The sequence below is a fragment of the Cupriavidus pampae genome, assembly GCF_914271485.1.
Classification (GTDB): Bacteria; Pseudomonadota; Gammaproteobacteria; order Burkholderiales; family Burkholderiaceae; genus Cupriavidus; species Cupriavidus pampae.
Map to the genome: position 1 here is coordinate 129,811 of NZ_CAJZAG010000009.1, position 21,997 is coordinate 151,807.

Below are 21,997 nucleotides of genomic sequence, written 5' to 3' on the forward strand. Positions count from 1 at the left end.
GAGTCCAGCAACACGTCCGCCAGCGATGATGGCACCGCCAAGACCACGCGGCGGTTGCTTCCCGAGGAGCGCGAGCAGCAGATCGTGGAAAAGGCGATCGAGCATTTCACGCGCAACGGGTTTGCGGGCAGCACCCGCGAGCTCGCCCGCCAGATCGGCGTGACGCAGCCGCTGCTGTATCGCTACTTCGAGAGCAAGGAGGCGCTGATCGAGCGCGTCTACAACGAGGTGTTCCAGTGGCGTCCGGTGTGGGAGCGGCAGATTGCGGACCGCTCGGTGCCGTTGACCGAGCGGCTCCATGCGTTCTACGTGGACTATTCCACGGTGATCCTGCGCGAGGAATGGATCCGCCTGTTTATCTTCGCGGGGCTGACGCACGAGGGGATCAACAACAAGTATCTGAGCAAGCTGCGCAACAAGGTGTTCCTGCCGGTGCTGGCGGAGGTGCGCGAAGCCTACGATATCGGCGCGCCGCGCAACACTGCGGAGACCGATGCCGAGATCGAGATGATCTGGAGCCTGCACGCCGCCATCTTCTATATCGGCGTACGCAAATGGATCTACGGGCTCAAGGTGCCCACCGATCTGGATGCCGTGATTCGCCAGAAGGTGGACATGTTCCTGCACGGCGCGCCGGCCGCGATGCGCAAGCTGCGCGACAGCGGGAAATAACTCGATGGACAAGCTGCTCGCGCTGAAGATGTTTGTCGAGACCGTCGACGCGAAGGGCTTCTCCGCGGCCGCGCGCCGTCTGCAGCTGGCCACGTCATCGGTCACGCGCGCGCTCGACGGGCTCGAGGACTCGCTCGGGGCGGTGCTGCTCAATCGATCGACGCGTCAGGTCACCGTGACCGAGGCCGGCGCCGCTTATTACCAGCATGCGCGCGATATCCTGGAAGCGGTGGAGGAAGCCGACGCGATGATCGCCGATCGCGGCGACTTGCCCGTGGGTCAGTTGCGCGTGTCGCTGCCGGTGTCGTTTGGCCGCTCCTGCATTGCGCCGCATCTGGGCCCCTGGCTAGCCCTGCATCCGCAACTCGAACTCGAGGTCACGCTGACCGACGATATCGTCGATCTGCTCGCCGAGCGCATCGACGTGTCGGTGCGGTTGGGCAGCGCGGGCGCGTATGACAACGTGGTGGCGCGCGAGATCGGCCGTTTCCGCCGCCGCGTGGTGGCCACGCCCGGCTATCTGGCGCGCCACGGCACGCCGGCGGTGCCGATGGACCTGATCGATCATCGGTGCCTGCGCTTCAGTTACGGGCACCGCGATCAGGTCTGGACCTTCCGACGCAGTGAGGACGACGTGCAAACGGTGCCGATCGGCGGCCATCTGCGCAGCAACAACGCCGACATCCTGCTTGAAGTGCTTCGCGCGGACGGCGGTATTGCGTTGTTACCGGACTGGATTGTCGACGCGGAAATCGCCAGCGGTCGGGTGACGGCATTGTTCGACGACTGGGACACCAACCCGGACCAGACCGTGGCGACCGTTTCCGCGCTGTATCTGCCGAATCAGCGCGGCTCGCGCCGTGTGGCGGCGTTTCTCGCGTTCTTGCAGTCACTGCCGGCGCTTGCCCCGGGTTAGCGCATTGCTCCCCACGCAACGCTGATTTGTCCGGCTTTGCGATTCCCGACGCACAACCTTGCGTCTATGCTGCGGACATACTGTTTTCAGCCCAGCCCCATGTCAACTACCTCCACTACCTCCGGCCACGCCACGGCCTCCGCGGGTATGTCCGCCCCGATGGTCGCGCTGTTCGCGCTCTGCGCGGGCGTGCTCGTCGCCAACCTGTATTACGCGCAGCCGATCATCGAAGCGATCGCGCCGGCCGTCGGCCTCTCGGTGCCCAGCGCGAGCTTTATCGTCTCGCTCACACAGATCGGCTACGCGATCGGCCTGTTCTTTCTGGTGCCGCTTGCCGACCTGCTCGAAAACCGTCGGCTGTTGATGATCAGCGGTATTGCCACCGCAGCCAGCCTGGTGGGCGCGGCAATGTCCGCACATCCAGGCCCATTCCTGCTTGTGTCACTGCTGCTCGGCCTGAGTTCGGTGAGCGTGCAGATCCTGATTCCGCTCGCCGCGCACCTGACGCCGGAAGCGCAGCGCGGCCGTACAGTCGGCACGATCATGGGTGGGCTGCTCACGGGCATTCTGCTGGCGCGTCCGTTGTCGAGCGTGCTGGCGCAATACTTCGGCTGGCGTGCCGTGTTCCTGATCGCTGCGGTCATGACGCTCGTCACGGTGGCGATCATCGTGCTCGCACTGCCGCGCCGCGTACCGGACCATCGCGCGAGCTACTTCCAGCTGATTGCCTCGCTGTGGCACTTGTTCACGCGTTACTCGGTGCTACGCCAACGCGCGTTGTATCAGGCGCTGCTGTTCGCGGCGTTCAGCCTGTTCTGGACTGCCGTGCCGCTGGAATTGATCGCGCACTATGGGCTCTCGCAATCGCAGATCGGCATCTTTGCGCTGGTCGGCGCGCTCGGCGCGGTGGCCGCCCCAATCGCGGGCCGGCTGGCCGATGCGGGGCATACGCGCATCGCCTCGTACGTGGCGATGACGCTCGCCATCGTGAGCTTCCTGCCCGGTCTGGCCGATGGCGCCGTAGGGCTCTACGCGTTGGCACTGACCGGCATCGTGCTCGACTTCGCGGTGCAGATGAATATGGTGCTCGGCCAGCGCGCAATCTACGCGCTCGATCCAGCCAGCCGCGGCCGGCTCAATGCGCTGTACATGACCGCAATCTTCGCCGGTGGCGCCTTCGGTTCAGCGGTGGCCAGCGCGCTCTATGCACGCGCCGGCTGGCACGGGATTGTGGCGACGGGCGGCGGGTTGGCGCTGCTGTGCCTGTTGGCGTTAGTGTCGCGACGCAACTAGCGCGGCGCTATTGCTGTGACATGGCCGCGACGACCTCCTTGGTGCTGACGACCGCATGCGCCAGAAAGGCGTAGTTGACCATCGCGGCTTTGTAGCCGTCGCCCCAGACCGGGTGTCGCGGGCCCGCGGTGGCGTCGGCAACGACCGACACCTCGAACCCTTGCTCGACCAGGTCACGCAGATGGGACTCGACACACATGTTGGCGAGCATTCCGCCAAGCACAATCTTCTGTACGTTGCGTTTGCGAAGCTGCAGCGTCAGGTCGTTCGTCTGTGGACCGAAGACTTTGTGCGGACTCACGACCACCGTCTCGCCGTCATTGATATACGGTTTGAACTCCTCGAGCCAGTCCGCGCCGGATTTCTCGAACCGACTCAGGTCCAGTGCGCCAGCGCGCGAAAACGTGCTGCTGGCGAACTCGGCTGCCTCCAGCGGACCATTGAACTTCCACTTGCTGTCGGTCGGATAGAAGTAATGTGGTGAGATGAAGACCCCGAACTTAGCCGCTTTCGCCGCCTTGAAGATCTCGAGCATGTTTTCGACGGTGCGGTTCTCCGTCACGCTCGCGCCCACAGCGTCCCAGTTCTTCCCCAACGGGCTGAGCACATCGACCTGTGGGTCGATGAATACCACCGCCGTCGTTGCAGGGTCGTATTTCATGATTCAACCTCCTTTTAGAGAATGCACGTCGGCCGCGCGAGCCGGCGATTGCCTGCTGAAGCTGACGAGTTTCATCACCAATGGAAGATAGACGGCGGGGTCGGTCAGCGCCAGATTCTCAGAGAAAGCCGAAATCAAGTGGCCGATCGATCGAAGATGACGACCATCGCGTACGCATACAGGGCTACCGCCACAAACAGCGCCATCCGTACCGCGAAAGCCGTCCAGACATCCTTGCCCAGAACGCTGTCTTCCACGGACTGGCCCAGCAGGATGATGAGCGTCACCATGGTGTTGAGCCAGAACGCCGGGGACTGCCTCCCGACGTGCAGGCCATAGAGCTTGCGCCCGGTCCACAGGCCGAACAGCAGCATCCAGAGGCAGTACATCCACAGGTTGACGAACGCGCCGAGCGCGCACCAGAACAGCATGGCCATGACGCCGCCGAGCAATGTGGAGCCGATCAACTCGCGCGCGGCACTGCGCGCCGTGGTGGTGCAGCTTTGCCGGCCAATGCTGACGGCCTTCATCATCACCGGCAGATAGCCCATGGGATCGGTGAGCGTCAGCAGGAAGGCTGGCATCACCACCAGCGTGGCGCGCAGCGCGAGCCGCGCGGCATCGGTTTTCCGCAGCACGGGCGGAGGCGGCGGAGCAGGCGCGGTCATCGGATCCGGAAAGAGCCAGTGGCAGACCGCCAGCACCGGCATCGCCACCAGCAGGCCCTGTACCAGCGCCGAGATGACCAGTGCGCCGAGCGAGAAATCCACGGTGCTGGCCGCGGAGATCATGGTCAGGCCGGCTGCGAGGAATGTCGCGACGAGGTTGTTGCCGCCAAGCATGGCGCGCCGAAACGCGAGGAAGAGGCATAGCCCCACGATCGCGACACCGCTCAGCGCGAAATAGTGAAGCACGGGCCCAAGCAACAGCCCGATCCCCGTCGTCACCGCTACGACCATGGTCAGGCCGAGCCCCTCCTTGAACGACAGGGGACGGTTGCGCATGACCAGTAGAAACGCCGCAAGTACCGGCGCCATCATCGGAATGGGAAGCGCCATGCCATAGCTAACCGCCACGGACAGCGCCGTGCCAGCTCCCATGCGCAGCGCACGCTGGGGCCGGGGATCGCTCGCGGCAAGGGCCCGCTGTTCAGTAGGCATAGGAGAGCCAACTCATCAGCCAGAGGAACACACGCCCCGCGACATTCAGCGGATTGCCCTCTGATGGAAATGCCATGATTTCCGCCTGCCCGCCAACGCGAATACCTCTTAGCGATGCGAGCTCGCCCGGCGTGAATTCGATGGTGACCGGAAACCGCTGCGCGGGACGCAGCCAGTCCCGGCTGTTCTGCACCGTTGGCAGGCTTCCAGCGGGCGTCGGGGTGCCGACGCTCACGCCGTAGCCCACGCTGCGCACCCTGCCTTCGAAAATCGAGCCGGGAAGCGCGTCCAACACGATCCCCACCGGCGTGCCCGGTCCGACGCGGCCGAGATTGTTCTCCGTCATATCGGCGCTGATCCACACATCGTGGATGGCAATCAACGTCATCACCGGATGACCTGCAGCGGCAAATTGGCCGACATCGATACGCAGATCGGTCACCAGTCCATCCGAGCTAGCGCGTATCGCCGTGTTCGCAAGATCGAGCTCGGCCTTTTCTACCGCTGCCGCGGCGCTACGCAGCTTGGCGTTGTCTTCCTCACCGCCGCCCTGCGTCTCTTTGGCGCGTTCTACCTCGGCCTCCGCGGCGACGACCTGACTGCGCGCCTGCTCGCTGTTGGCCCGTGCCACTTCCAGCCGGCGCAGGGACACCGTACCCTCATCCTCCCGATACAACCGTTCGAGTCGATCCTTGTCCTGATCGGCCTTCAGTGCATTGGCACGCGCCGCGCGCAGCGATGCGCGCGCGGAAGCAATGCCGGCAGTACTGGCGCCGAGCGAGCGCCGCGCGGACTCCAAATCCGCGCGGGCGCGATCGAGTGCAATGCGGTAGTGGCCGGGGTCGACCTCGAACAGCAACGCGCCTTTCTTGACATCCTGATTGTTGCGGACCACCACTCGCGTGACGCGCCCCGACACTTCCGCGGCCACCGGCACGACGAACGCCTGCACCCTCGCCTGCTGGGTATAAGGCGTGAACCGATCCGCGAGCAGATACCAGAGCAGGCTGACGACGATCACTAACAACGTCCAGCGGATGCCCTTTTTCGACGGGTCCGCGGCCAGGGGCGGCGGAGGCACCGGGGGTACCTTAGGCGGCGGATCGGGCGGGCTCGGCGCCTGCTGCGGAGCATCACTCATCGCGATCCCCCTTTGCCGGACGAGTTTGCTCGTCGAGCAGGTTGCCCCAGTTGGTACGCTGCTCCATCTGGCGGCGCGTGGCCGTATCGACGAGCGGCCGATCGCTGTACCACCCACCGCCAAGCGCTTTGTAGAGCGCGATGAGGTTGCTGACTGCATTGCTACGGTTGACCAGATAGGCGTCCTGTTGCGCAAACAATGCCCGCTGGGCATCGAGCACACGCTGGAAGTCGGTGAACCCCTCGCGATACAAGGTGCTCGCGAGCGTGAACGAACGCGCCGCGCTGGCTTGTGCATCGCGCAGGATGACTTCGCGCTCGAGCGCCTTGACGAGCCCGGTGGCGGCATCATCCGCTTCGCGCGCCGCCTGACGGACGGCATCCTCGTACGACACGATCAATTGCTGCAGCCGGGCATCCTCGACGCGCACCGCATTGCGGATGCGGCCATGGTCGAAGACATTCCATCGCAAGCTGGGCCCGCCGAGCATGATGAAACTGTTTGGCGTGCCGGCAAACGACGTCGCCGACCATCCGATGCTGCCGAGCAAACTCAACGATGGGTAGAGATCGGCCATCGCCACGCCGATGCGGGCGGACTGTGCCGCCACCTGAAGTTCGGCCGCGCGGATGTCGGGCCGGCGCAGCAGCAGGTTGGCCGGCACGTCTTGCAGCACGACGCGATCGATCAGCGGGATCACGCCTTCCGTGCCGGGCGGATCCAGATCGTATGGCGCCGCGGGCGAAGGCGGACGCCCCGTCAACGTCGCGATGGCATTGCGCGCCCGGACGATTTGCGCTTCGATTTCGGGAATGCTGCTGGCCGTGCCGAGATACTGCGTGCGCGCCTGCTGCACGTCGAGCTCGTCCGTCTCTCCCCCCTTGAATAGACGCTCGGTAATCTCGTAGCTGCGTCGCTGCAGTTTGGCGTTGTCGCGGGCAATGCGGAGCCTGGCCTCGGCCGTACGCATTGCAAAATAGGTATCGGCTACCTGCGCGCGCACCAGCACCATGGCGTCGTCATGATTGGCCACCGCTGCGAAGTAGGCGGCATCGGCGGATTCGATAGCGCGACTGAAGCGGCCCCAGAAGTCGAGTTCCCAACCGATATCGAAGCCGGCACTGTATTGCCAGAACTGGCTGTTCTCCGGGTTGCGGCCGCCGGCCTGCCTGCGGTCCACGCGCAGGGCGTCGGCACTGACCTGCTGCAACTGCGGATAGCGCCCGCTTTGCGCGATACCGAGTTGCGCGCGGGCTTCCATCACGCGCAAGCCGGCGATCTTCAGACTGGCGTTATGGGCATCGGCATCGGCAATCAGCCGCTCGAGCGTCGGATCGGCGAAGACCTTCCACCACTGCGCCGCGCGCTCGGCGTCGCCCTGCCCGTCCACTCGCGCGCTCAACTGTTCGATGGCCGGGCTGTTCCAGTGTTCGACCCAGTCCTCGTGCGAGGCGTGAAAGTCCGGCCCCAGTCGCGCGCACGCGCTCAGGCAAAGGCTACCTGCCGCCAGCACGCGCCTTGCGCCGGCCGCGATGCGCATCGACCGTGCCTCCTCGCGTCAGGGTTGGAGAGACTGCGAATCGGTCAGGGGTGGAGGGTCTCTCACCCACGCCCAGAACAACTGATAGCCCACTGCCAGCATCACCGGACCAATGAACAACCCAATGATGCCGCCGGACACCATGCCGCCCAGGGCACCAATCAGGATGACCGGCATCGGTACCTCGACGCCCCGCCCTAGCATGATGGGCTTCAGCACGTTGTCGGCCAGTCCGGCGATAAACGTGTAGATGGCGAAGATAACCGTGGCAGTGCCAGCGCCCTCGGTGGCGAACACATAGATGATGACTGGGACCGTGATGATCGTGGCCGGCAATTGCATGATGCCGAGCAGCAGCACGATCAGCGCCAGAATGCCGCCCGCCGGAACGCCCTTGATAACGAAGCCGATACCCACAAGCAGCATCTGGATAAACGCGATGCCCACCACACCGATGGCCACCGCGCGCACGGTGGATGTGCATAAGGCCGTGATACGCGGGCCCTTCTCCGGGCCGGCAATACGAGACAGGATGTCTATCGCACTGCGATGGCCAAGCTCGCCATAAGCCATCACGATACCCGCGATGATCAGCGCGAACAGAAACATCAGCAGGCCCTTGGTCACCATGGCTGCCGCCGCCAGCAAGGTGAGACCCGTCGACTTGATCTCGGGCCCGAATCGTTGCAGGAGACTGGTGATGTCAGTGGCCGCCTGCAGCCAGATGTCGTACAGCGGCTTGCCAATCAGCGGCCATCCCGCCACCGCTTCCGGTGGAGTCGGAAGGTGGAGCTGCCCGCCCTTGACAATGGCCGCCGCCTCTTCGACCGAGTGGATGATGGCGGCGCCCATCAGATAAGTTGGCACCACGATGAGGGCGAGCGCCACGATGACCATCAGCGTCGCGGCGCGGCCATCCTTGCCACCCATTCGATTGCGCAGCCCGACGTGGAGCGGGTAAAGGCTGATGGCAAGAATCACCGACCAGATCATGAGATCGAGGAAGGGATTGAAAACACGGAAGCAAAAATACACAAGGGCCGCAATGAGGCCCGCGCGGATCAACACGTCAAGCATTCCGCGTGACAAAGCTTTTCCTGACGTCGGCGTGGTCAGCATCCCAACCTCCCTCTATGCTGAATACATTATCGATCCGGCATCTCTTTAAAGTGGCGTCCGGCGTCGAAAGCGAAATCTTTCATCACAGAATCGATAATGCTTAATGTCATGAGACGACTGCTTTCCGCTGCCTGGCCGATCGTTGCATCGCTGCTTCTGCTCGGCGGTTGTGCCAGCCGGCCCGTCAATCCGCCCATTCTCCACGCCGATCCCGGGGCCGGATACCGATACTTGACGCGTCCACAGTATTCCGCGGAGAACGAGAACCTCGTGGTCCTGGCTTTCTCCGGTGGCGGCACGCGTGCCGCCACTTTCTCTTATGGCGTTCTCGAATTTCTGCGTAATACCGAAGTTGTTGGCCCAAAGGGCAACAAGTCCCGGTTGCTGGACCATGTCGGGGTGATCACGGGCGTTTCGGGAGGAAGCTTCACCGCACTCGCGTACGGACTGTACGGAGATCGGCTGTTCGACGACTATGAACAGCGATTTCTCAAGCGCAATGTCCAAGGGGCGATTACATCGCGCACGCTGAATCCGGCTTACTGGCCGTCACTGTGGTCGAGTGGGTGGGGCCGCTCTGAGCTTGCGGCGGATCTTTACGACGAGATCCTGTTTGAGGGCGCGACATTCGGCGATTTGAACCGCGGCAATGGCCCATTCATCGTTGCCGCGGCGACGGACATCACCACCGGGGCACGTTTGCCGTTCACGCAGGCGACGTTTGACCTGCTCTGCTCGGACCTCAGCGCCGTGCGCCTGTCCCGCGCCGCAGCCGCATCGTCCGCCGTGCCGGTGGTGCTGACGCCGATCACCCTCAACAACTACGGTGGCACGTGTGGCTACGCCGTGCCTGACTGGATCAAACCGTTTATCGGTAGCGGCGATCCGCCTCGTCCCGCCGCGCGCGTGACGCGTCATCTCAGAGAAGAGGCCGAGCTCGCCGATGGCGTCGACCGACCCTATATTCACACTGTTGACGGCGGGATTTCTGACAATCTGGGCATGCGCAGCGTGCTCGATGCGCTGGAATTGATGGAAGCGCTTCATCTCGCCAACATGCCCTCACCCCTTGACCGGCTCAAAAGAATTGTCGTGTTTGTCGTCAATTCACTGTCGGTGCCGAAAACGGCGTGGGACAAGTCGGAAGCCCCGCCGGGAACCCTGGAGATCCTCGTCAAGGCGACGGGCGTGCCCATCGACCATTACTCGTATGAGGCAACGGAACTGCTGAAGGACATGCAGGCACGGTGGCAATCCATGGCCCGCGTACGGGCTTCGAACGCCTTTTCCGCGAACAAGGACGCCGACGTGGCGACGATGCTGCGCACGCCGGATGCCACGATCTACGCCATCGACGTTTCCTTCGATCAATTGACCGACAAGGAAGAGCTGGCTTACCTGAACGAGCTGCCGACGTCGTTCTCTCTGCCTCCGGAGGCGGTCGACCGCCTGCGCGCCGCAGCCGGGAAGATCGTGCTGAGCTCGCCCGAGTTCCAACGACTTCTGAAAGACGTGGGCGCTCGGATCGTCTCCGACCCGACCGTGACGGAAGAGCGCGCCAAATAGCGCTACGCCGCCCCCCTTTCGACACGCCGTGCGGCAAGATCAGTGCGGGGTCGAGGCATTCCACTTCGCGGGGATGCGAGTGGCCGGGCCGCGCGGGACATCGAACGTCGTCGTGGCGCGATGGCGCACTGCCTCGTACGCGACGCCCTTGAACTCACCCGTTGCCTTTTCCAGCTTCACGACATGCAGGATGTACTGGCCGCGCCAGGGCAATTCGAAATGCACCTTGCCGTCCTTGTCCGCGCTGGCCTCACGGGTCCATGCATTGGCGGCGATGATGCGAACGTCGACGCCCGTGAGGGGCGCACCGCGAAAGACCACCTGAAACTCGCCAGCCTTGCCGGTGGGCAAGATGTCGAGGGTCATGGCTTCCGCGGCGCTGATCGGCACGCTACCGATCAGACGCGCATAGAACATCGGCTTGACGATGCCGAGGCCCGACTTGGTCCAATCCTTGACTTCGTAGCCGGTCTCCGTCGCGATCACGTCGCCGCCGCGCGGCAGCCCTCCCAACGCGAAGCCGCCGGCTTCGCGCCTGGGCTGCACCGTCATCGCCTCGCCCGTTGTCGTTTTGACCCGAATCTCGGGCCCCGGCATCTCATCGAGCCGGCCCGGCGAGCGTTCCCGCAACAGCTCCTCGTATTCGCCGAAATAGAGATGGCCGCCAGATTTGTCCTGCTCCAGCCAGAGATAATGCGCCTGAGCAACAGACGGGGCGACGCTCACGACGAGCGACAGTACGAGCGCCTTCAGAAAAGAATGGGATGTCATGAGGATCCTCAGTTGAAGCGATAACGCGCGGTCACCATGGCGCTACGCTTGTCGCCAGGCAGCGCGCCGGAGAACGTCGGCGAGATGTAGTAGGTCTTGTCGGTCAAGTTGCGCAGGTTGAGCGTGACGTCGAATTTCTTCTGCCGATAATAGATCGCGGCGTCCAGCACCACGTAGGAAGGCACCTGGTACAGATTCAGGGTATCGGCGTAGCTGTCGCCCTTGTACGTCAGGCCCATGCCGACGCCCCATCCATGCAGGCTCTGCTGCTGGAAGTCGTAGGTGGTCCAGATGCGGCCGCCCGTGCGGGACACGCCAGCCGGGCGGGTGCCCGCAATGCTGCGATTGTTCACACCCATGATCGCGTTCGAGGCGAGCGCGTTCGACTCGACTTCCACGTTCTGCAGCACGAAGTTGGCCAGGATCGTCCAGCCCGGAAGCGGCAGCGCCGACAGTTCGAACTCCACCCCGCGGCTCTTGTCGCGGCCATCGGGCGTCGGGCTCAGGGCGCCCGGCAGCGTGATGTAGTAGTTCTTGCGTTCGGTCTCGAACAGCGACACGTTCGTGTTCAGCTTGCCTTCGAAGAAGTCGGCCTTGACGCCAATCTCCTTCTGCAGCGCGCTTTCCGGATCGGCGGACAGCGCCGACGGCTCGGTCGAGACGTTGATGAACTTGCTGCTCGACACACCCGCATAGAACGACAGCGACCGCGTCGGCTGCCAGACGCCGCCCAGCGAGCCGGACGTCAGGTTCGGGGAATTGCCGATCGAGCGAAACGCGCCCCCCTGCGTGCCCACGTCGCTGAACTTGACGTGATCGGTCCGCACGGCGCCGCGGAGCTTGAAGTGTTCGCCAAAGGCCAGCTGATCCTGCAGGTAGACGCCAAAATCCTCCTGCTTCAGTACCCGATTGAACCCTTGCGCGGGCACCGAGGGAATACCGGCCAGGGTCGTCTCCGGCACGACCGGCGCGTTGATATTGAGGATATTCGGCAGGTTATAGCCGGTACGGGCCGTATTGATATGCGTGTCCGAATATTCGAGGCCGAACAGCACGGTGTGGTCGACGGGTCCGGTCCGCGTCTTCCAGACCAGTTCGTTCTGAGCGAGGATGAAGTGCCCGTCGTCCGACTGCGTGCGTGCATTCCGGCCAGTCATCTGGTTCGCCGCATTGCCGCCATTGCCGCCGGCGTTGCGGGTCATGTCGAGCGAGCGCTCGTCATAGATAAACGCCGTGCGCATGGTCAGCGACGGGTCGATGCGCCAGTCGTGGCTGACGGTAACCCGGTCGATCAACTGACGTGTGTCGTTGAACGGGCTGTAGTAGCGGGCATCGCGCGGGGCGCCGGCGATCTTGCCCTGATTGTTGAAAATGATGCCGTAGTTGTCGGGGACGATATTGATGTCCCGATGGTCGTACTTGATCGTCAGCGACTTGTTGGTGTCATACGCCCAGTTGAACGACGGCGAGACCTCTCGGATATCGCGACCCAGCCCGCGGTAGCCGTCGCTCTTCTCGTAGTCGGCAATCAGGCGCGCGTTGACCTCGGACGTAACCGGCCCGCCCACATCGACGTAGGTACCCCAGGTGCCAAAGCTGCCACCGAACGCGCCCACCTCGGCGCTGAACTTGGACAGCGGCGGCTTGGTGGCGATATTGACCGTACCGCCGGGCTGACCCGAACCATAGAGCGCCGAGCCGGGGCCCTTGAGGACCTCGATGCGATCGACGTCGTACATGGTTCGGTAATAGCCATTCTGGCTCGGGCCGTCGGGATAGCCATCCCGCAGAAAGCGCATGGCCAGGCCACGGATCGTGTAGTTGTTGGCAAAGCCATAGCCGCCGGCCAGCTGCGGCTGCACGCCTGCCGAGTTCTGCAGCGCGTAATTCATGTCGATCGCACCCTGCTCCCGCAGGATCTCTTCCGGAATCACGGTGACCGCGGCGGGAATATCCCGCAGCGGGGTGTCCGTCTTCGTGCCGGTGGTTACCACTTCATTCGGATTGCCGGGCAGCGATTTCGCGCCAGACACCGTCACGGCCGGCAGCGCTTGCTCCGATGAATTCGACTGCGCCAGGCCCACCGACGGCATACCTGCAATGATGGAGGAAATCAGGGTGGCAATAATGCGCGGACGAGGGGCGTGAACTGGGCAAGCGGAAGAGGACATGAGTTAAGCCGGTCAGTGAGTCTGAAACCTGAAAACTAATAGGAATCATTCTCGCTAACAATCGGCAAAACTGGATGTCGGGACATTTGCCGGAGCGAAATCAGGCCTATGTCCTGGAAAGTCCTGTGAACTTTTACAACACAGGACATTTGCCACCCAGATGGTGACCATCCTCTCTGAAGGCCCGCCAGGCCTTGGTTTCCGGCTACCGGGACATCTGTCCCGGATGCTCAGCGAACCGCCGGCGCCCCCACCAACAAATCCTCGAGAAAATAGGCTGCCAACTGGTGACGGCCCTCGAGTTTTGCCTTGGCATAAACATTTGTTGCATGCTGACGCACGGTTTTTGACCCGCTTTCGCGCAACCGGGCTATCTCGTCAAGAGATAATCCTTTCACGAGCATCAGCGCGACGTCCTTTTCTGAGGGTGTTAGCTTCCACGCATCGAATTGCTTCTGCATCGATAGCAGAAAGTCCCGGGTCGTCTGCCGCGCATCGTCATTCCGCTCCTGCGACGCGCGCTCGGTGACTTTGGCCGATGACGCGAGCTCATCGAACTCGCGTGCCGCACGACGGCGATCGCGAATGACGAGATAGAGAACGGCCAGAAATGCGACGGTCGCCGCAGCTTCCGTCAACACATGGTACGTCGCGCCATTGGCCACGAGTTGATAGAGATCCCACGCCTGATAGGCGGGAAAAATGGTCAGCAGCAATGGGAGTCTGGCAGTCATAGTGGCGTCATCTTCGTTCGGGTGGGAATGTAACTCATTCTCACTGCGAGGAAAAGACGGCCTGCCTCGATCGCTGCTAACGTCCCAAGCCGCTCACCCCTCCCACTTCGAACTGAGGATGACGCGGCAAAGGTCAACGCGCTCGAACGTGGGGTCCTTGAATGCGAGGAAATCGTCGTTGAAGGTGCCGAAGGTGCTGGCGGGCCGGTGCGCCATGCCTTCGTAGAACGTGTCGATCATGCGCGTGCCGAATGTCCTGCCGCGCGGATAGGCCGATATCACTGCCTCGCGCTGCGCCTGAGTGAAGTCGTCGAAGCCCCGGCCCGCCACGTCCATGCCCGCGCCGCTCTGCACCAGCGCGATCTCGGGGTGCATATGCTCGGGAATGCCAGGGGTCGTGTGTAGCGCGATGGCCAGCCACACACGGTCGACCTCGGCTTCGGCGATGCCGTGGCTGCGCAGGAAATCGCGCGCCGCATTGGCGCCGTCAACCTCAAAGCGGAGCTGGCTGTCCTTGTACTGCGGCGTCAGACCGAGATCGTGAAACATCGCGGCGATGTACAGCAACTCCGGGTCGAACCGCAGGCCGCGGCGCTTGCCCGACATCGCGGCCCAGAGGTATACGCGCACCGAATGCGCGAACAGCATATCGCTTTCGGTATCCCGAATCAGCTCAGTGGCGGCACGCGCAAGCGCGCTCTTGGGAATCGCGTTGGTGACCATGATGACTTCAGGCTAGACACGGGTCGTCCAGCCTAGCACTGACGCCTGGCCTTGCGTTGCGCGATAGCGCGGCAGAATCGGACACATGGCGCAGTTACGGCCGGAATCAGGTTACCTGCAGGTGACGGGCGAGATGATCGATCAATACGCGCACCTTCGATGGCAAGAAACGATTGGGCGGATACAGCAACCAGACCGCCCCATATAGGCATGCGCCTCGAACTCCCAGTCGCCAAGCACCTGAACCAGATCGCCATCGCGCAACGCTTCGGCCACGGCAAAATCGGGCAGACTCGCAATGCCGATAGCATGCCGCGCGGCATCCAGACGCGCGCTCACATCGTTGGCGATATAGCGCCCTCGCACGTCGAGCGATTGCGTCTCCGCGCCACGCCTGAAATTCCAGCGGTTATCGTCAACCGTCTCTCCGAGATACAGGCATTGATGACGCACCAGATCGCGTGGTTCGGCCGGCATGCCGTGCGTGGCGAGATACGCGGGCGACGCGCATAGCAGCCACCGTGCGTTACCCAGTGGTCTAGCCGCGAGCCCCAGTGGCGGCGATCGCGTCAATCGGATCACGAGGTCGACGTCGTCGCGCAGCGGATCCATCTCGCGGTCCGCGAAGATCAGTTGCACGTCGATCTCCGGCCAATCGCGCAGAAACTCAGCGACCAGGGGATGTATCACCGACCGCGCGTACGAGATCGGCGCGCTGAGGCTGACCCGGCCCTGCGGCTGCGTGACCAGATTCCCGGCGATATCGACCGCGCCGGACGCCGCGCCCACCATGTCGCGGCAATGACGATAGACCTGCGCGCCCGAATCGGTGAGTCGGACACTGCGGGTGGAACGTTCCAGTAATCGCGTGCCTAGCGCCTGCTCCAGACGCTTGATCTGCCGGCTGATCGTCGACGGCGTGCTGCCAAGCTGCCGCGCCGCTTCGGAAAAATTGCCCGCATCGACCACGCGCGAGAACACGGCCATATCCGGCAATAACGCAAAAAGCGTAGTGGAGTTCATTGAGAGGCACCCGTATGGCCGTTATTTGTGCATCCGCGACATAAAAGCTGTGCGGCGCGACCGCATTATAGTTTTCAACGCAATGAGCGACCATACGGCTCAATCGAACCCGCGGGAAGCTCACGTGCCAAAACCCACTCACTTGCTCTGGATATCCGATCTGATGCTGCTCGCCGTGGCGATGGTCTGGGGCACCAGTTATGGGGTGGTCAAGATCGCCCTGGAGTTCTATCCCGTACTCGGACTGCTGGCACTGCGCTTTGGCCTGACGTTTATCGTGCTGTCACCCGCATTGCGCGGACTACGTGGCGTCAGCCCCGGCGCACTGGCGGGCGCGTTGGGCTCGAGTGTGCTGCTGCTTGGCATCTTTCTCGCCGAGACCTTCGGCGTCGCGCAGACGCATGCCTCGCATGCCGCGTTCCTTATCAGCCTGTGCATCGTGCTGACACCGCTGGTCGAATGGGTGCTGTTGCGCAGAAGGCCGCTGCCGCTCGAATGGCTGGCCGTGGCGTTGTCGCTGGCGGGTGCCATCATGGTGACCGGAGGCGCGTTCTCACTGACGGGCGGCGACGCGCTGATCCTGCTGGCCGCGCTGTTGCGCGCGCTGATGGTCTGCGTGACCAAACGCGTGATGCGCGATAACAAGCTCACAGCGTTGTCGATCACCGCGATTCAGGCAGGCACGGTCGCGCTCGGCAGCCTTATCGTCGCGCTGCTGATCGCGCCATCATCGTGGTCCGCGCTCCCATCGCTCCCGTCGTTCTCCGCGCACGGCACCTTCTGGTTGAGCGTCGGTTATCTGGTGCTGGCCTGCACGCTGTTTGCATTCTTTGCGCAGAATTTTGCGGTCAAGCGCAGCAGTCCGACGCGCGTGGCGCTGCTGATGGGGAGCGAGCCAGCGTTCGGCGCGCTGTTCGCGTACGCATGGCTGGGCGAGCAACTGTCGATCTGGGCATGGTTAGGCGGTGGCCTGATGGTGTTCGCATCGTTGCTCGCCACCGTCCCGTGGGCGATGCTCAGTGCGCGAGTGCCGCGCCGGCGCCCGGCGTGACCATCTCGGGCAATTCTGCAACGGCTTGTTGCACGATTGCCTATAGGGCCGTAGGACGACGACGGATATCTGTTTCGATCAGGCTGGGAAATCATGAACGGGTGAACGCTGCACCCGTCAGGAGATCCCAATTGATGTTCCATCGCTTTCTTGTCGGCTCCCTGACTTCCGAGGATGTCGAAGCCGTCCATCTGATTCGAGCACTGCCAACGGACTGGGCAATTCTGGTGCGGATCGAGGCCGGCATTCGTACGTTGCGCGAGACGCGCCGGGACATTCCGCCCTATCTGCTGATCCACGATCGCGCGTGGCAGCAGGCGGCGACGCAGCCCGAACTACTGATCAAGGGCGCGAAGAAGTTCTCCTACGATTCGCTAGCCGAGTTTCTCGATCAGCATCTGCACGGCACGTTCCACGAGCATGCGCTGCGCGTGTTGGCAACCGCATGGGGCGCCACCATCGCGGCGCCGCGCATGCCGAGCACGGCGCCACGCGAGCGCAAGCCCAGGAATACCCGCCGACGCGCTTCCGCCGCGGCGGCCGCATCGGCCCCGTCGACGATCACTCCGGCGGCGGCCTAGCCCACGTTCCCGCCGCGAAGTCGATCCCGGTCAAGATCGTCAGGTCTGCACGTACTCCGCCAGATACCGCGCGGTCTGACTTGCCTTGACCTTGACGATCTTCGCCGGCGGGCCGCAGGCGACAATCTTGCCGCCCGCGTCGCCGGCGCCGGGGCCCATGTCGATAATCCAGTCGGCCTGCGCGGCCACGCGCATATCGTGCTCCACCACCACGACCGTGTTGCCCTGCTCCACCAGCCCTTGCAGTTGCACCAGCAATCGGTCGACATCTGAAGGGTGTAGCCCATTGGTCGGCTCGTCGAGCACGTATAGCGTGTCGCCACGGTGCGCGCGTTGCAGCTCGGTGGCGAGCTTGATGCGCTGGGCCTCGCCGCCAGAGAGCTCCGTCGCCGGTTGACCGAGCCGCAGATACCCCAGACCGATATCGCGCAGCACGGTCAGCGACTTCATTGCTTGCGCCTCCCCGGCAAACACATCACACGCGGCATCGACCGTCAGGTCGAGCACCTCGGCAATATTCCGGCCCTGCCATTGCACCTCGAGCGTCTGCGGCTTGTAACGTGTGCCATGGCACGTCGAACATGGCGCATAGACGCTCGGCAGAAATAACAGCTCAACGCTGACAAAGCCCTCGCCTTCGCAGGTCGGGCAGCGCCCCTGCGCCACGTTGAACGAGAAGCGGCCGGGCGTATAGCGCCGCTTGCGCGCCGCGGGCGTATCGGCGAATAGCTTGCGCACGACATCGAACAGCCCGGTATAGGTCGCGAGGTTGGAGCGCGGGGTACGCCCGATCGGCTTCTGATCGACGCGCACCAGACGACGAATGGCGTCCATGCCGCCCGCGATATGGCCATGGGTGGGGGTCTCCGATGCGGGCAGTAGCCCATCGCCGGCGCCCTGCTCATCCTCATCGGCGTCTTCGATTGCCTTGCCAAGATGACGCGCCACCAGTTCGGGCAGCGCCTGGCTGATCAGGCTCGATTTACCGGAACCCGAGAGCCCCGTGACCGCAGTGAAGCAGCCGAGCGGAATCGCCGCGTCGAGCGCGTGCAGGTTATTGCGCGTGACGCCGGTCAACTTGAGCCATGACTGCGCCGCGCGCGGTGCTCGCATGGGCGGCGCTACCTCTGCATCGAACAGATAGCGCGCCGTGCTCGATGCCGCGACGTTGGCCAGCCCCTCGGGCGGACCGCTATACAGCACGCATCCGCCGCCCTCGCCCGCAGCCGGCCCGACGTCGACGATCCAGTCCGCGCTGCGCACGGTCTGCATATCGTGCTCGACCACGAACAGCGAATTGCCGCTGGTCTTGAGCCGCTGCAACGCGCGCAGCAACGCCTCGCCATCGGCCGGGTGCAGGCCCGCCGAGGGCTCGTCGAGTACATACACCACGCCGAACAACTGCGACGACAGTTGCGTCGCCAGCCGCAGGCGCTGCAACTCGCCCGACGACAGCGTCGGCGTGCTGCGGTCGAGCGACAGATAGCCGAGCCCGAGATCGGTCAGCGCGGACAGCCGTTCGAGCAACTCCGCCGCAATGCGCTGCGCGGCCAGACGTCGCTCCTGCTTCTCGTCAACTTTTCCGGCGGCGCTCTGGCCAGCCGCCACCGGCCCCATGATTTCCGCAACGCGGGCCAGCGGCAAATGCGCAAACTCGGCGATATCCAGCCCGGCAAACTTGACCGTCAACGCCGCTTTATTGAGCCGCTTGCCGTGGCACAACGGGCAATCGCTGCCAGCCATGTACCGCGCCACACGCTTTTTCATCAACGCGCTTTGCGTATTGGCGAAGGTCTGCAACACATAGCGGCGCGCGCCGGTGAAGGTGCCCTGATAGCTCGGCTCCATCTTCTGCTTGAGCGCGGCGCGCACTTCCTTGGCCGTAAAGCCCGCATAGACCGGTACGGTTGGCTGCTCGTCGGTAAAAAGTATCCAGTCGCGATCCTTCTTTGGCAGATCACGCCAGGGCTTGTCGATGTCGTAGCCGAGCGTCACCAGGATGTCGCGCAGGTTCTGGCCATGCCATGCCGGCGGCCATGCGGCGACGGCGCGGTCCCGGATCGACAGCGAGTCGTCAGGCACCATCGACTGTTCGGTCACGTCGTAGACGCGGCCCAGGCCATGGCATTGCGGGCAGGCACCTTGCGGCGTGTTCGGGGAGAAATCCTCCGCGTACAGCATCGGCTGCTTTGCGGGATAGGTGCCGGCACGCGAATACAGCATGCGGATCAGGTTGGAGAGCGTGGTGATGCTGCCGACGGTGGAACGCGCATTGGGCGTGCCGCGTTGCTGCTGCAAGGCCACAGCGGGCGGCAGACCTTCGATGGCATCGACATCGGGCACGCCAACCTGATCGATCAGGCGGCGCGCGTAGGGCGCGACGGATTCGAAGTAGCGCCGCTGCGCTTCCGCGTACAACGTGCCAAACGCCAGCGACGACTTGCCCGAACCCGAAACGCCGGTGAACACCACCAGCGCATCGCGCGGGATATCGACGTCGACGTTCTTGAGATTGTGCTCGCGCGCACCGCGTACGCGTACCAACGAAGATTTGCTCATGATTCGGCCTTGGCCTTGCGGGCCTCGATCATCCCCCGGATATTCAGGGCCGCCAACGCAAACTGAAGTGTCACTAGCGCATATGCGGCCGTATGGATCCCCCACATGACCCACATTAGGTTACTTGCAATAAATACCCAGAATCCGATCTTGCGGCGCCGCGGGCTGCGCGAACCCACCAGCCAGGTGGCCAGCACGGTTACGGCCATCGCGGGCCACTGCATTGCATCGAGCCAGTTCACCGCGTCTCCCGTCGCATGTAGAGGAAGTTCAGAGCAATCTCCGTTCCAAGGCTTCCGTTATGTCACCGCTTTCAGCGATACTTCCGCTTTCGCATGAAGAGTACACGCCGGGCAGCAGATGGAAGACAGTGGTTCGAGCTTGCAGCATTCCGGACACATGCCGGCGGACGTCACGCAGACGATCATCAGCCGGGCGCTGCCCTACGCGCCGATTGGTATCTCGCGCGTCCGCAGCACGCGCCGCAATTCGGGACGGACCGACCCCTACGAGCGCGAGCCTTCGTACCTCGTGGTCCTGCAACTGCGCCCGTTCGGCGAGCAGAACCTGTGGGTCGGCGGCCGCACCGCGCCGCATGTTCCCTTTGATCGCGGCTCGCTGGCGATCTACGATCTGGAACGCAACTGGGTGGCCGACCTGATTGGCGAGTACGACTGCATGCAGTTCTACATCCCGCATTCCGCGCTCGACGAGACCGCGAACGATCTGGGCATCCGCACCGTGCAGCGCCTGCACTGCCCGCCCCACCTGGCCGTGCCCGATCCGATGGTTCACCATCTGAGCCAGGCTTTGCTTCCCGCACTCGCGCATCCGGAACAGGCGTCGACCCTGTTCGTCGACCATATGGCGCTGGCATTGCGCGCGCACCTGGTGCAGTCGTATGGCGGCGTCCAAGTCCCCGCGCGGCGCGTTCAGCAAGGGTTGGCGCCATGGCAGGAGCGGCGCGCGAAGGAACTGATCCTGACCCACCTCGATGGCGAGATCTCGCTCGAGACGCTCGCGCGCGAATGCCAGTTGTCGCGCGCGCATTTTGCCAAAGCCTTCCGCGTCTCGATGGGCATGCCACCGCATCGCTGGATGGTGCTGCAGCGGGTGGAACTGGCCAAGCGTTATCTCGTCGGGGGCGCCATGGCGCTCGGGGCTATCGCGCTGGCATGCGGATTTGCCGACCAGAGTCACTTCGCCCGGACGTTTGGACGCGTGGTCGGCATTGCGCCTTCAATCTGGCGGCGACTTAATCACTAAAAAGTCAAAGACAAATAAAGTCGCAAAAACCCTAATTGTTTGAACGGCCCTGTCACGTTGTAACCACGCCCGGCGTTACCGAAACGCCACTAAATATGCCGTTCTCGGCCCATCCCGGCCCGTTTTGTGGACCTTAGCGCATAACACAACGGCGCGATTTGTGATATTTCCACCAGCATTTTTGCCACAGTAACAACATTTTCGGGATTGGCCCGGTGTCGTTTGAGTAAAATGGCGCGCCAAGTTCCCACGAATATCCCTTGTCCCGCCGTTACCCCCCTGCCAATACGCCAACGACGCTGCGTTTTGCCGTGCGCGCATGGTCGGCATGGGCCGGCGGTCTCGATAGCCAGGAAGCGTGGCGCGCGTGGAGCAAAGCTCCGTATTTGCCCCCCGCCGCGCCCCCGGTACCGCCGCTTGCCGAGATGGCCGCGATGCTGCGCAGACGCCTGCCGCCGCTTGGGCGCGTGGCACTCGCACCCGTGTATGCCTGCGAGCGCGACCATGCATCCTCGGCAACCATGCCGGCGGTGTTCAGCTCCCGGCATGGCGATACCGCGCGACTGGTAACGATGCTCGCCGATCTGGCTGCCAGCGAACCGCTATCGCCGACGGCGTTCGGGCTCTCTGTGCACAATGCCATTGGCGCGGTACGTGCGATCGACCTGAGCCATCGCGCGAACCTGCAGGCGTTGTCGGCAGGCCGGGACACGGTGGAGACGGCAGTCCTCGAGGCCTGCAGCCTGCTGGCCGAGGGCGCGCCCGAAGTGCTGCTGGTTTACTACGAGGCGCCGCTGGCCGCGCCATATGCATCGTTCGTGGACGAGCCGGAAGCGATGTACAGTTGGTGCTGGCGCCTCGCCCTGCCCGGCGAGGACGAGCCTTGTTATACGCTGACGCTGGCAGACGAAGACGCCGTGGCGGCAGCCAATAATGTGGCGGAGCTCCCCCATGGGCTCGATGTGCTCCGGTTCGTGCTAACCGGAGAGGAGTCGTTGACCTATCGCGGCGAAGTTGCCGCGTGGCATTGGAAATACCATGGTTGAGCAT

19 protein-coding genes and 1 pseudogene are annotated in these 21,997 nt (G+C 63.5%); 8 read left to right on the plus strand and 12 right to left on the minus strand.

Annotation, left to right across the window (positions count from 1 at the left end; all coding sequences use genetic code 11):
• Window positions 1-84: 84 nt before the first annotated feature.
• From LDO41_RS22785 to LDO41_RS22795, 3 genes are all read left to right on the plus strand, one after another.
• Window positions 85-672 carry a TetR/AcrR family transcriptional regulator gene (locus LDO41_RS22785; protein WP_318036301.1) on the plus strand — a complete coding sequence of 196 codons (588 nt, stop codon included), beginning with the start codon at window positions 85-87 and terminating at the stop codon, window positions 670-672.
• A gap of 4 nt (window positions 673-676) precedes the next feature.
• A complete protein-coding gene (locus LDO41_RS22790) occupies window positions 677-1,588 on the plus strand; it encodes a LysR family transcriptional regulator (RefSeq protein ID WP_223992323.1) in 912 nt (303 codons plus the stop codon).
• Window positions 1,589-1,687: 99 nt separating this feature from the next.
• Window positions 1,688-2,881, plus strand: coding sequence for an MFS transporter (locus LDO41_RS22795; protein ID WP_223992324.1), 1,194 nt, complete (start codon window positions 1,688-1,690; stop codon window positions 2,879-2,881).
• A 7-nt stretch (window positions 2,882-2,888) separates the two neighbouring features.
• Here LDO41_RS22795 and LDO41_RS22800 read toward each other — a convergent pair whose 3' ends face one another.
• From LDO41_RS22800 to LDO41_RS22820, 5 genes are all read right to left on the minus strand, one after another.
• Window positions 2,889-3,542: an isochorismatase family protein gene (locus tag LDO41_RS22800; RefSeq protein WP_223992325.1), complete on the minus strand. Its 654-nt coding sequence runs from the start codon at window positions 3,540-3,542 to the stop codon at window positions 2,889-2,891.
• Window positions 3,543-3,676: 134 nt separating this feature from the next.
• Window positions 3,677-4,702: a DUF2955 domain-containing protein gene (locus LDO41_RS22805; RefSeq protein ID WP_223992326.1), complete on the minus strand. Its 1,026-nt coding sequence runs from the start codon at window positions 4,700-4,702 to the stop codon at window positions 3,677-3,679.
• Window positions 4,692-5,843: an HlyD family secretion protein gene (locus LDO41_RS22810; RefSeq protein WP_223992327.1), complete on the minus strand. Its 1,152-nt coding sequence runs from the start codon at window positions 5,841-5,843 to the stop codon at window positions 4,692-4,694. The genes LDO41_RS22805 and LDO41_RS22810 overlap by 11 nt, the downstream gene beginning before the upstream one ends.
• Window positions 5,836-7,383 carry an efflux transporter outer membrane subunit gene (locus LDO41_RS22815; protein WP_223992328.1) on the minus strand — a complete coding sequence of 516 codons (1,548 nt, stop codon included), beginning with the start codon at window positions 7,381-7,383 and terminating at the stop codon, window positions 5,836-5,838. The genes LDO41_RS22810 and LDO41_RS22815 overlap by 8 nt, the downstream gene beginning before the upstream one ends.
• 18 nt (window positions 7,384-7,401) lie before the next feature.
• Entirely contained in the window at window positions 7,402-8,502 is a 1,101-nt protein-coding gene (locus LDO41_RS22820) for an AI-2E family transporter (RefSeq protein WP_223992329.1), read from the minus strand.
• Window positions 8,503-8,610: 108 nt separating this feature from the next.
• Between LDO41_RS22820 and LDO41_RS22825 the strand changes: the two genes are divergently transcribed.
• Window positions 8,611-10,068 (plus strand): patatin-like phospholipase family protein, encoded by a 1,458-nt coding sequence (locus LDO41_RS22825; protein ID WP_223992330.1) that lies wholly within the window; start codon window positions 8,611-8,613, stop codon window positions 10,066-10,068.
• A 39-nt stretch (window positions 10,069-10,107) separates the two neighbouring features.
• Here LDO41_RS22825 and LDO41_RS22830 read toward each other — a convergent pair whose 3' ends face one another.
• From LDO41_RS22830 to LDO41_RS22850, 5 genes and pseudogenes are all read right to left on the minus strand, one after another.
• Window positions 10,108-10,839: a DUF4198 domain-containing protein gene (locus tag LDO41_RS22830; protein ID WP_223992331.1), complete on the minus strand. Its 732-nt coding sequence runs from the start codon at window positions 10,837-10,839 to the stop codon at window positions 10,108-10,110.
• 8 nt (window positions 10,840-10,847) lie between these two features.
• Complete coding sequence (locus LDO41_RS22835; RefSeq protein WP_223992332.1) at window positions 10,848-13,010, minus strand: TonB-dependent receptor; 2,163 nt, start codon at window positions 13,008-13,010, stop codon at window positions 10,848-10,850.
• Window positions 13,011-13,240: 230 nt separating this feature from the next.
• Window positions 13,241-13,726, minus strand: a complete 486-nt coding sequence (locus LDO41_RS22840; RefSeq protein WP_223992334.1) for a helix-turn-helix transcriptional regulator — start codon at window positions 13,724-13,726, stop codon at window positions 13,241-13,243.
• Between the two features lie 111 nt (window positions 13,727-13,837).
• Window positions 13,838-14,467, minus strand: coding sequence for an HD domain-containing protein (locus LDO41_RS22845; protein WP_223992342.1), 630 nt, complete (start codon window positions 14,465-14,467; stop codon window positions 13,838-13,840).
• 106 nt (window positions 14,468-14,573) lie between these two features.
• Window positions 14,574-15,490, minus strand: a pseudogene (locus LDO41_RS22850) (LysR family transcriptional regulator).
• A 163-nt stretch (window positions 15,491-15,653) separates the two neighbouring features.
• Here LDO41_RS22850 and LDO41_RS22855 point away from each other — a divergent pair.
• Together LDO41_RS22855 and LDO41_RS22860 are read left to right on the plus strand one after the other, a co-directional pair.
• Window positions 15,654-16,541 carry a DMT family transporter gene (locus LDO41_RS22855; RefSeq protein WP_223992344.1) on the plus strand — a complete coding sequence of 296 codons (888 nt, stop codon included), beginning with the start codon at window positions 15,654-15,656 and terminating at the stop codon, window positions 16,539-16,541.
• Between the two features lie 134 nt (window positions 16,542-16,675).
• Window positions 16,676-17,122: a hypothetical protein gene (locus tag LDO41_RS22860; RefSeq protein WP_223992346.1), complete on the plus strand. Its 447-nt coding sequence runs from the start codon at window positions 16,676-16,678 to the stop codon at window positions 17,120-17,122.
• A 39-nt stretch (window positions 17,123-17,161) separates the two neighbouring features.
• On the opposite strand, the gene LDO41_RS22865 is transcribed toward LDO41_RS22860, so the two are convergent.
• Window positions 17,162-19,681 (minus strand): excinuclease ABC subunit UvrA, encoded by a 2,520-nt coding sequence (locus LDO41_RS22865; protein WP_223992353.1) that lies wholly within the window; start codon window positions 19,679-19,681, stop codon window positions 17,162-17,164.
• A complete protein-coding gene (locus LDO41_RS22870; protein ID WP_223992355.1) occupies window positions 19,678-19,923 on the minus strand; it encodes a hypothetical protein in 246 nt (81 codons plus the stop codon). Before LDO41_RS22870 ends, LDO41_RS22865 begins: the two co-directional genes overlap by 4 nt.
• Before the next feature lie 157 nt (window positions 19,924-20,080).
• On the opposite strand from LDO41_RS22870, the gene LDO41_RS22875 reads away from it, so the two are divergent.
• Entirely contained in the window at window positions 20,081-20,947 is an 867-nt protein-coding gene (locus LDO41_RS22875; protein WP_223992356.1) for a helix-turn-helix domain-containing protein, read from the plus strand.
• 260 nt (window positions 20,948-21,207) lie between these two features.
• Window positions 21,208-21,993 carry a beta-ketoacyl synthase chain length factor gene (locus LDO41_RS22880; RefSeq protein WP_223992357.1) on the plus strand — a complete coding sequence of 262 codons (786 nt, stop codon included), beginning with the start codon at window positions 21,208-21,210 and terminating at the stop codon, window positions 21,991-21,993.
• Window positions 21,994-21,997 lie beyond the last annotated feature (4 nt).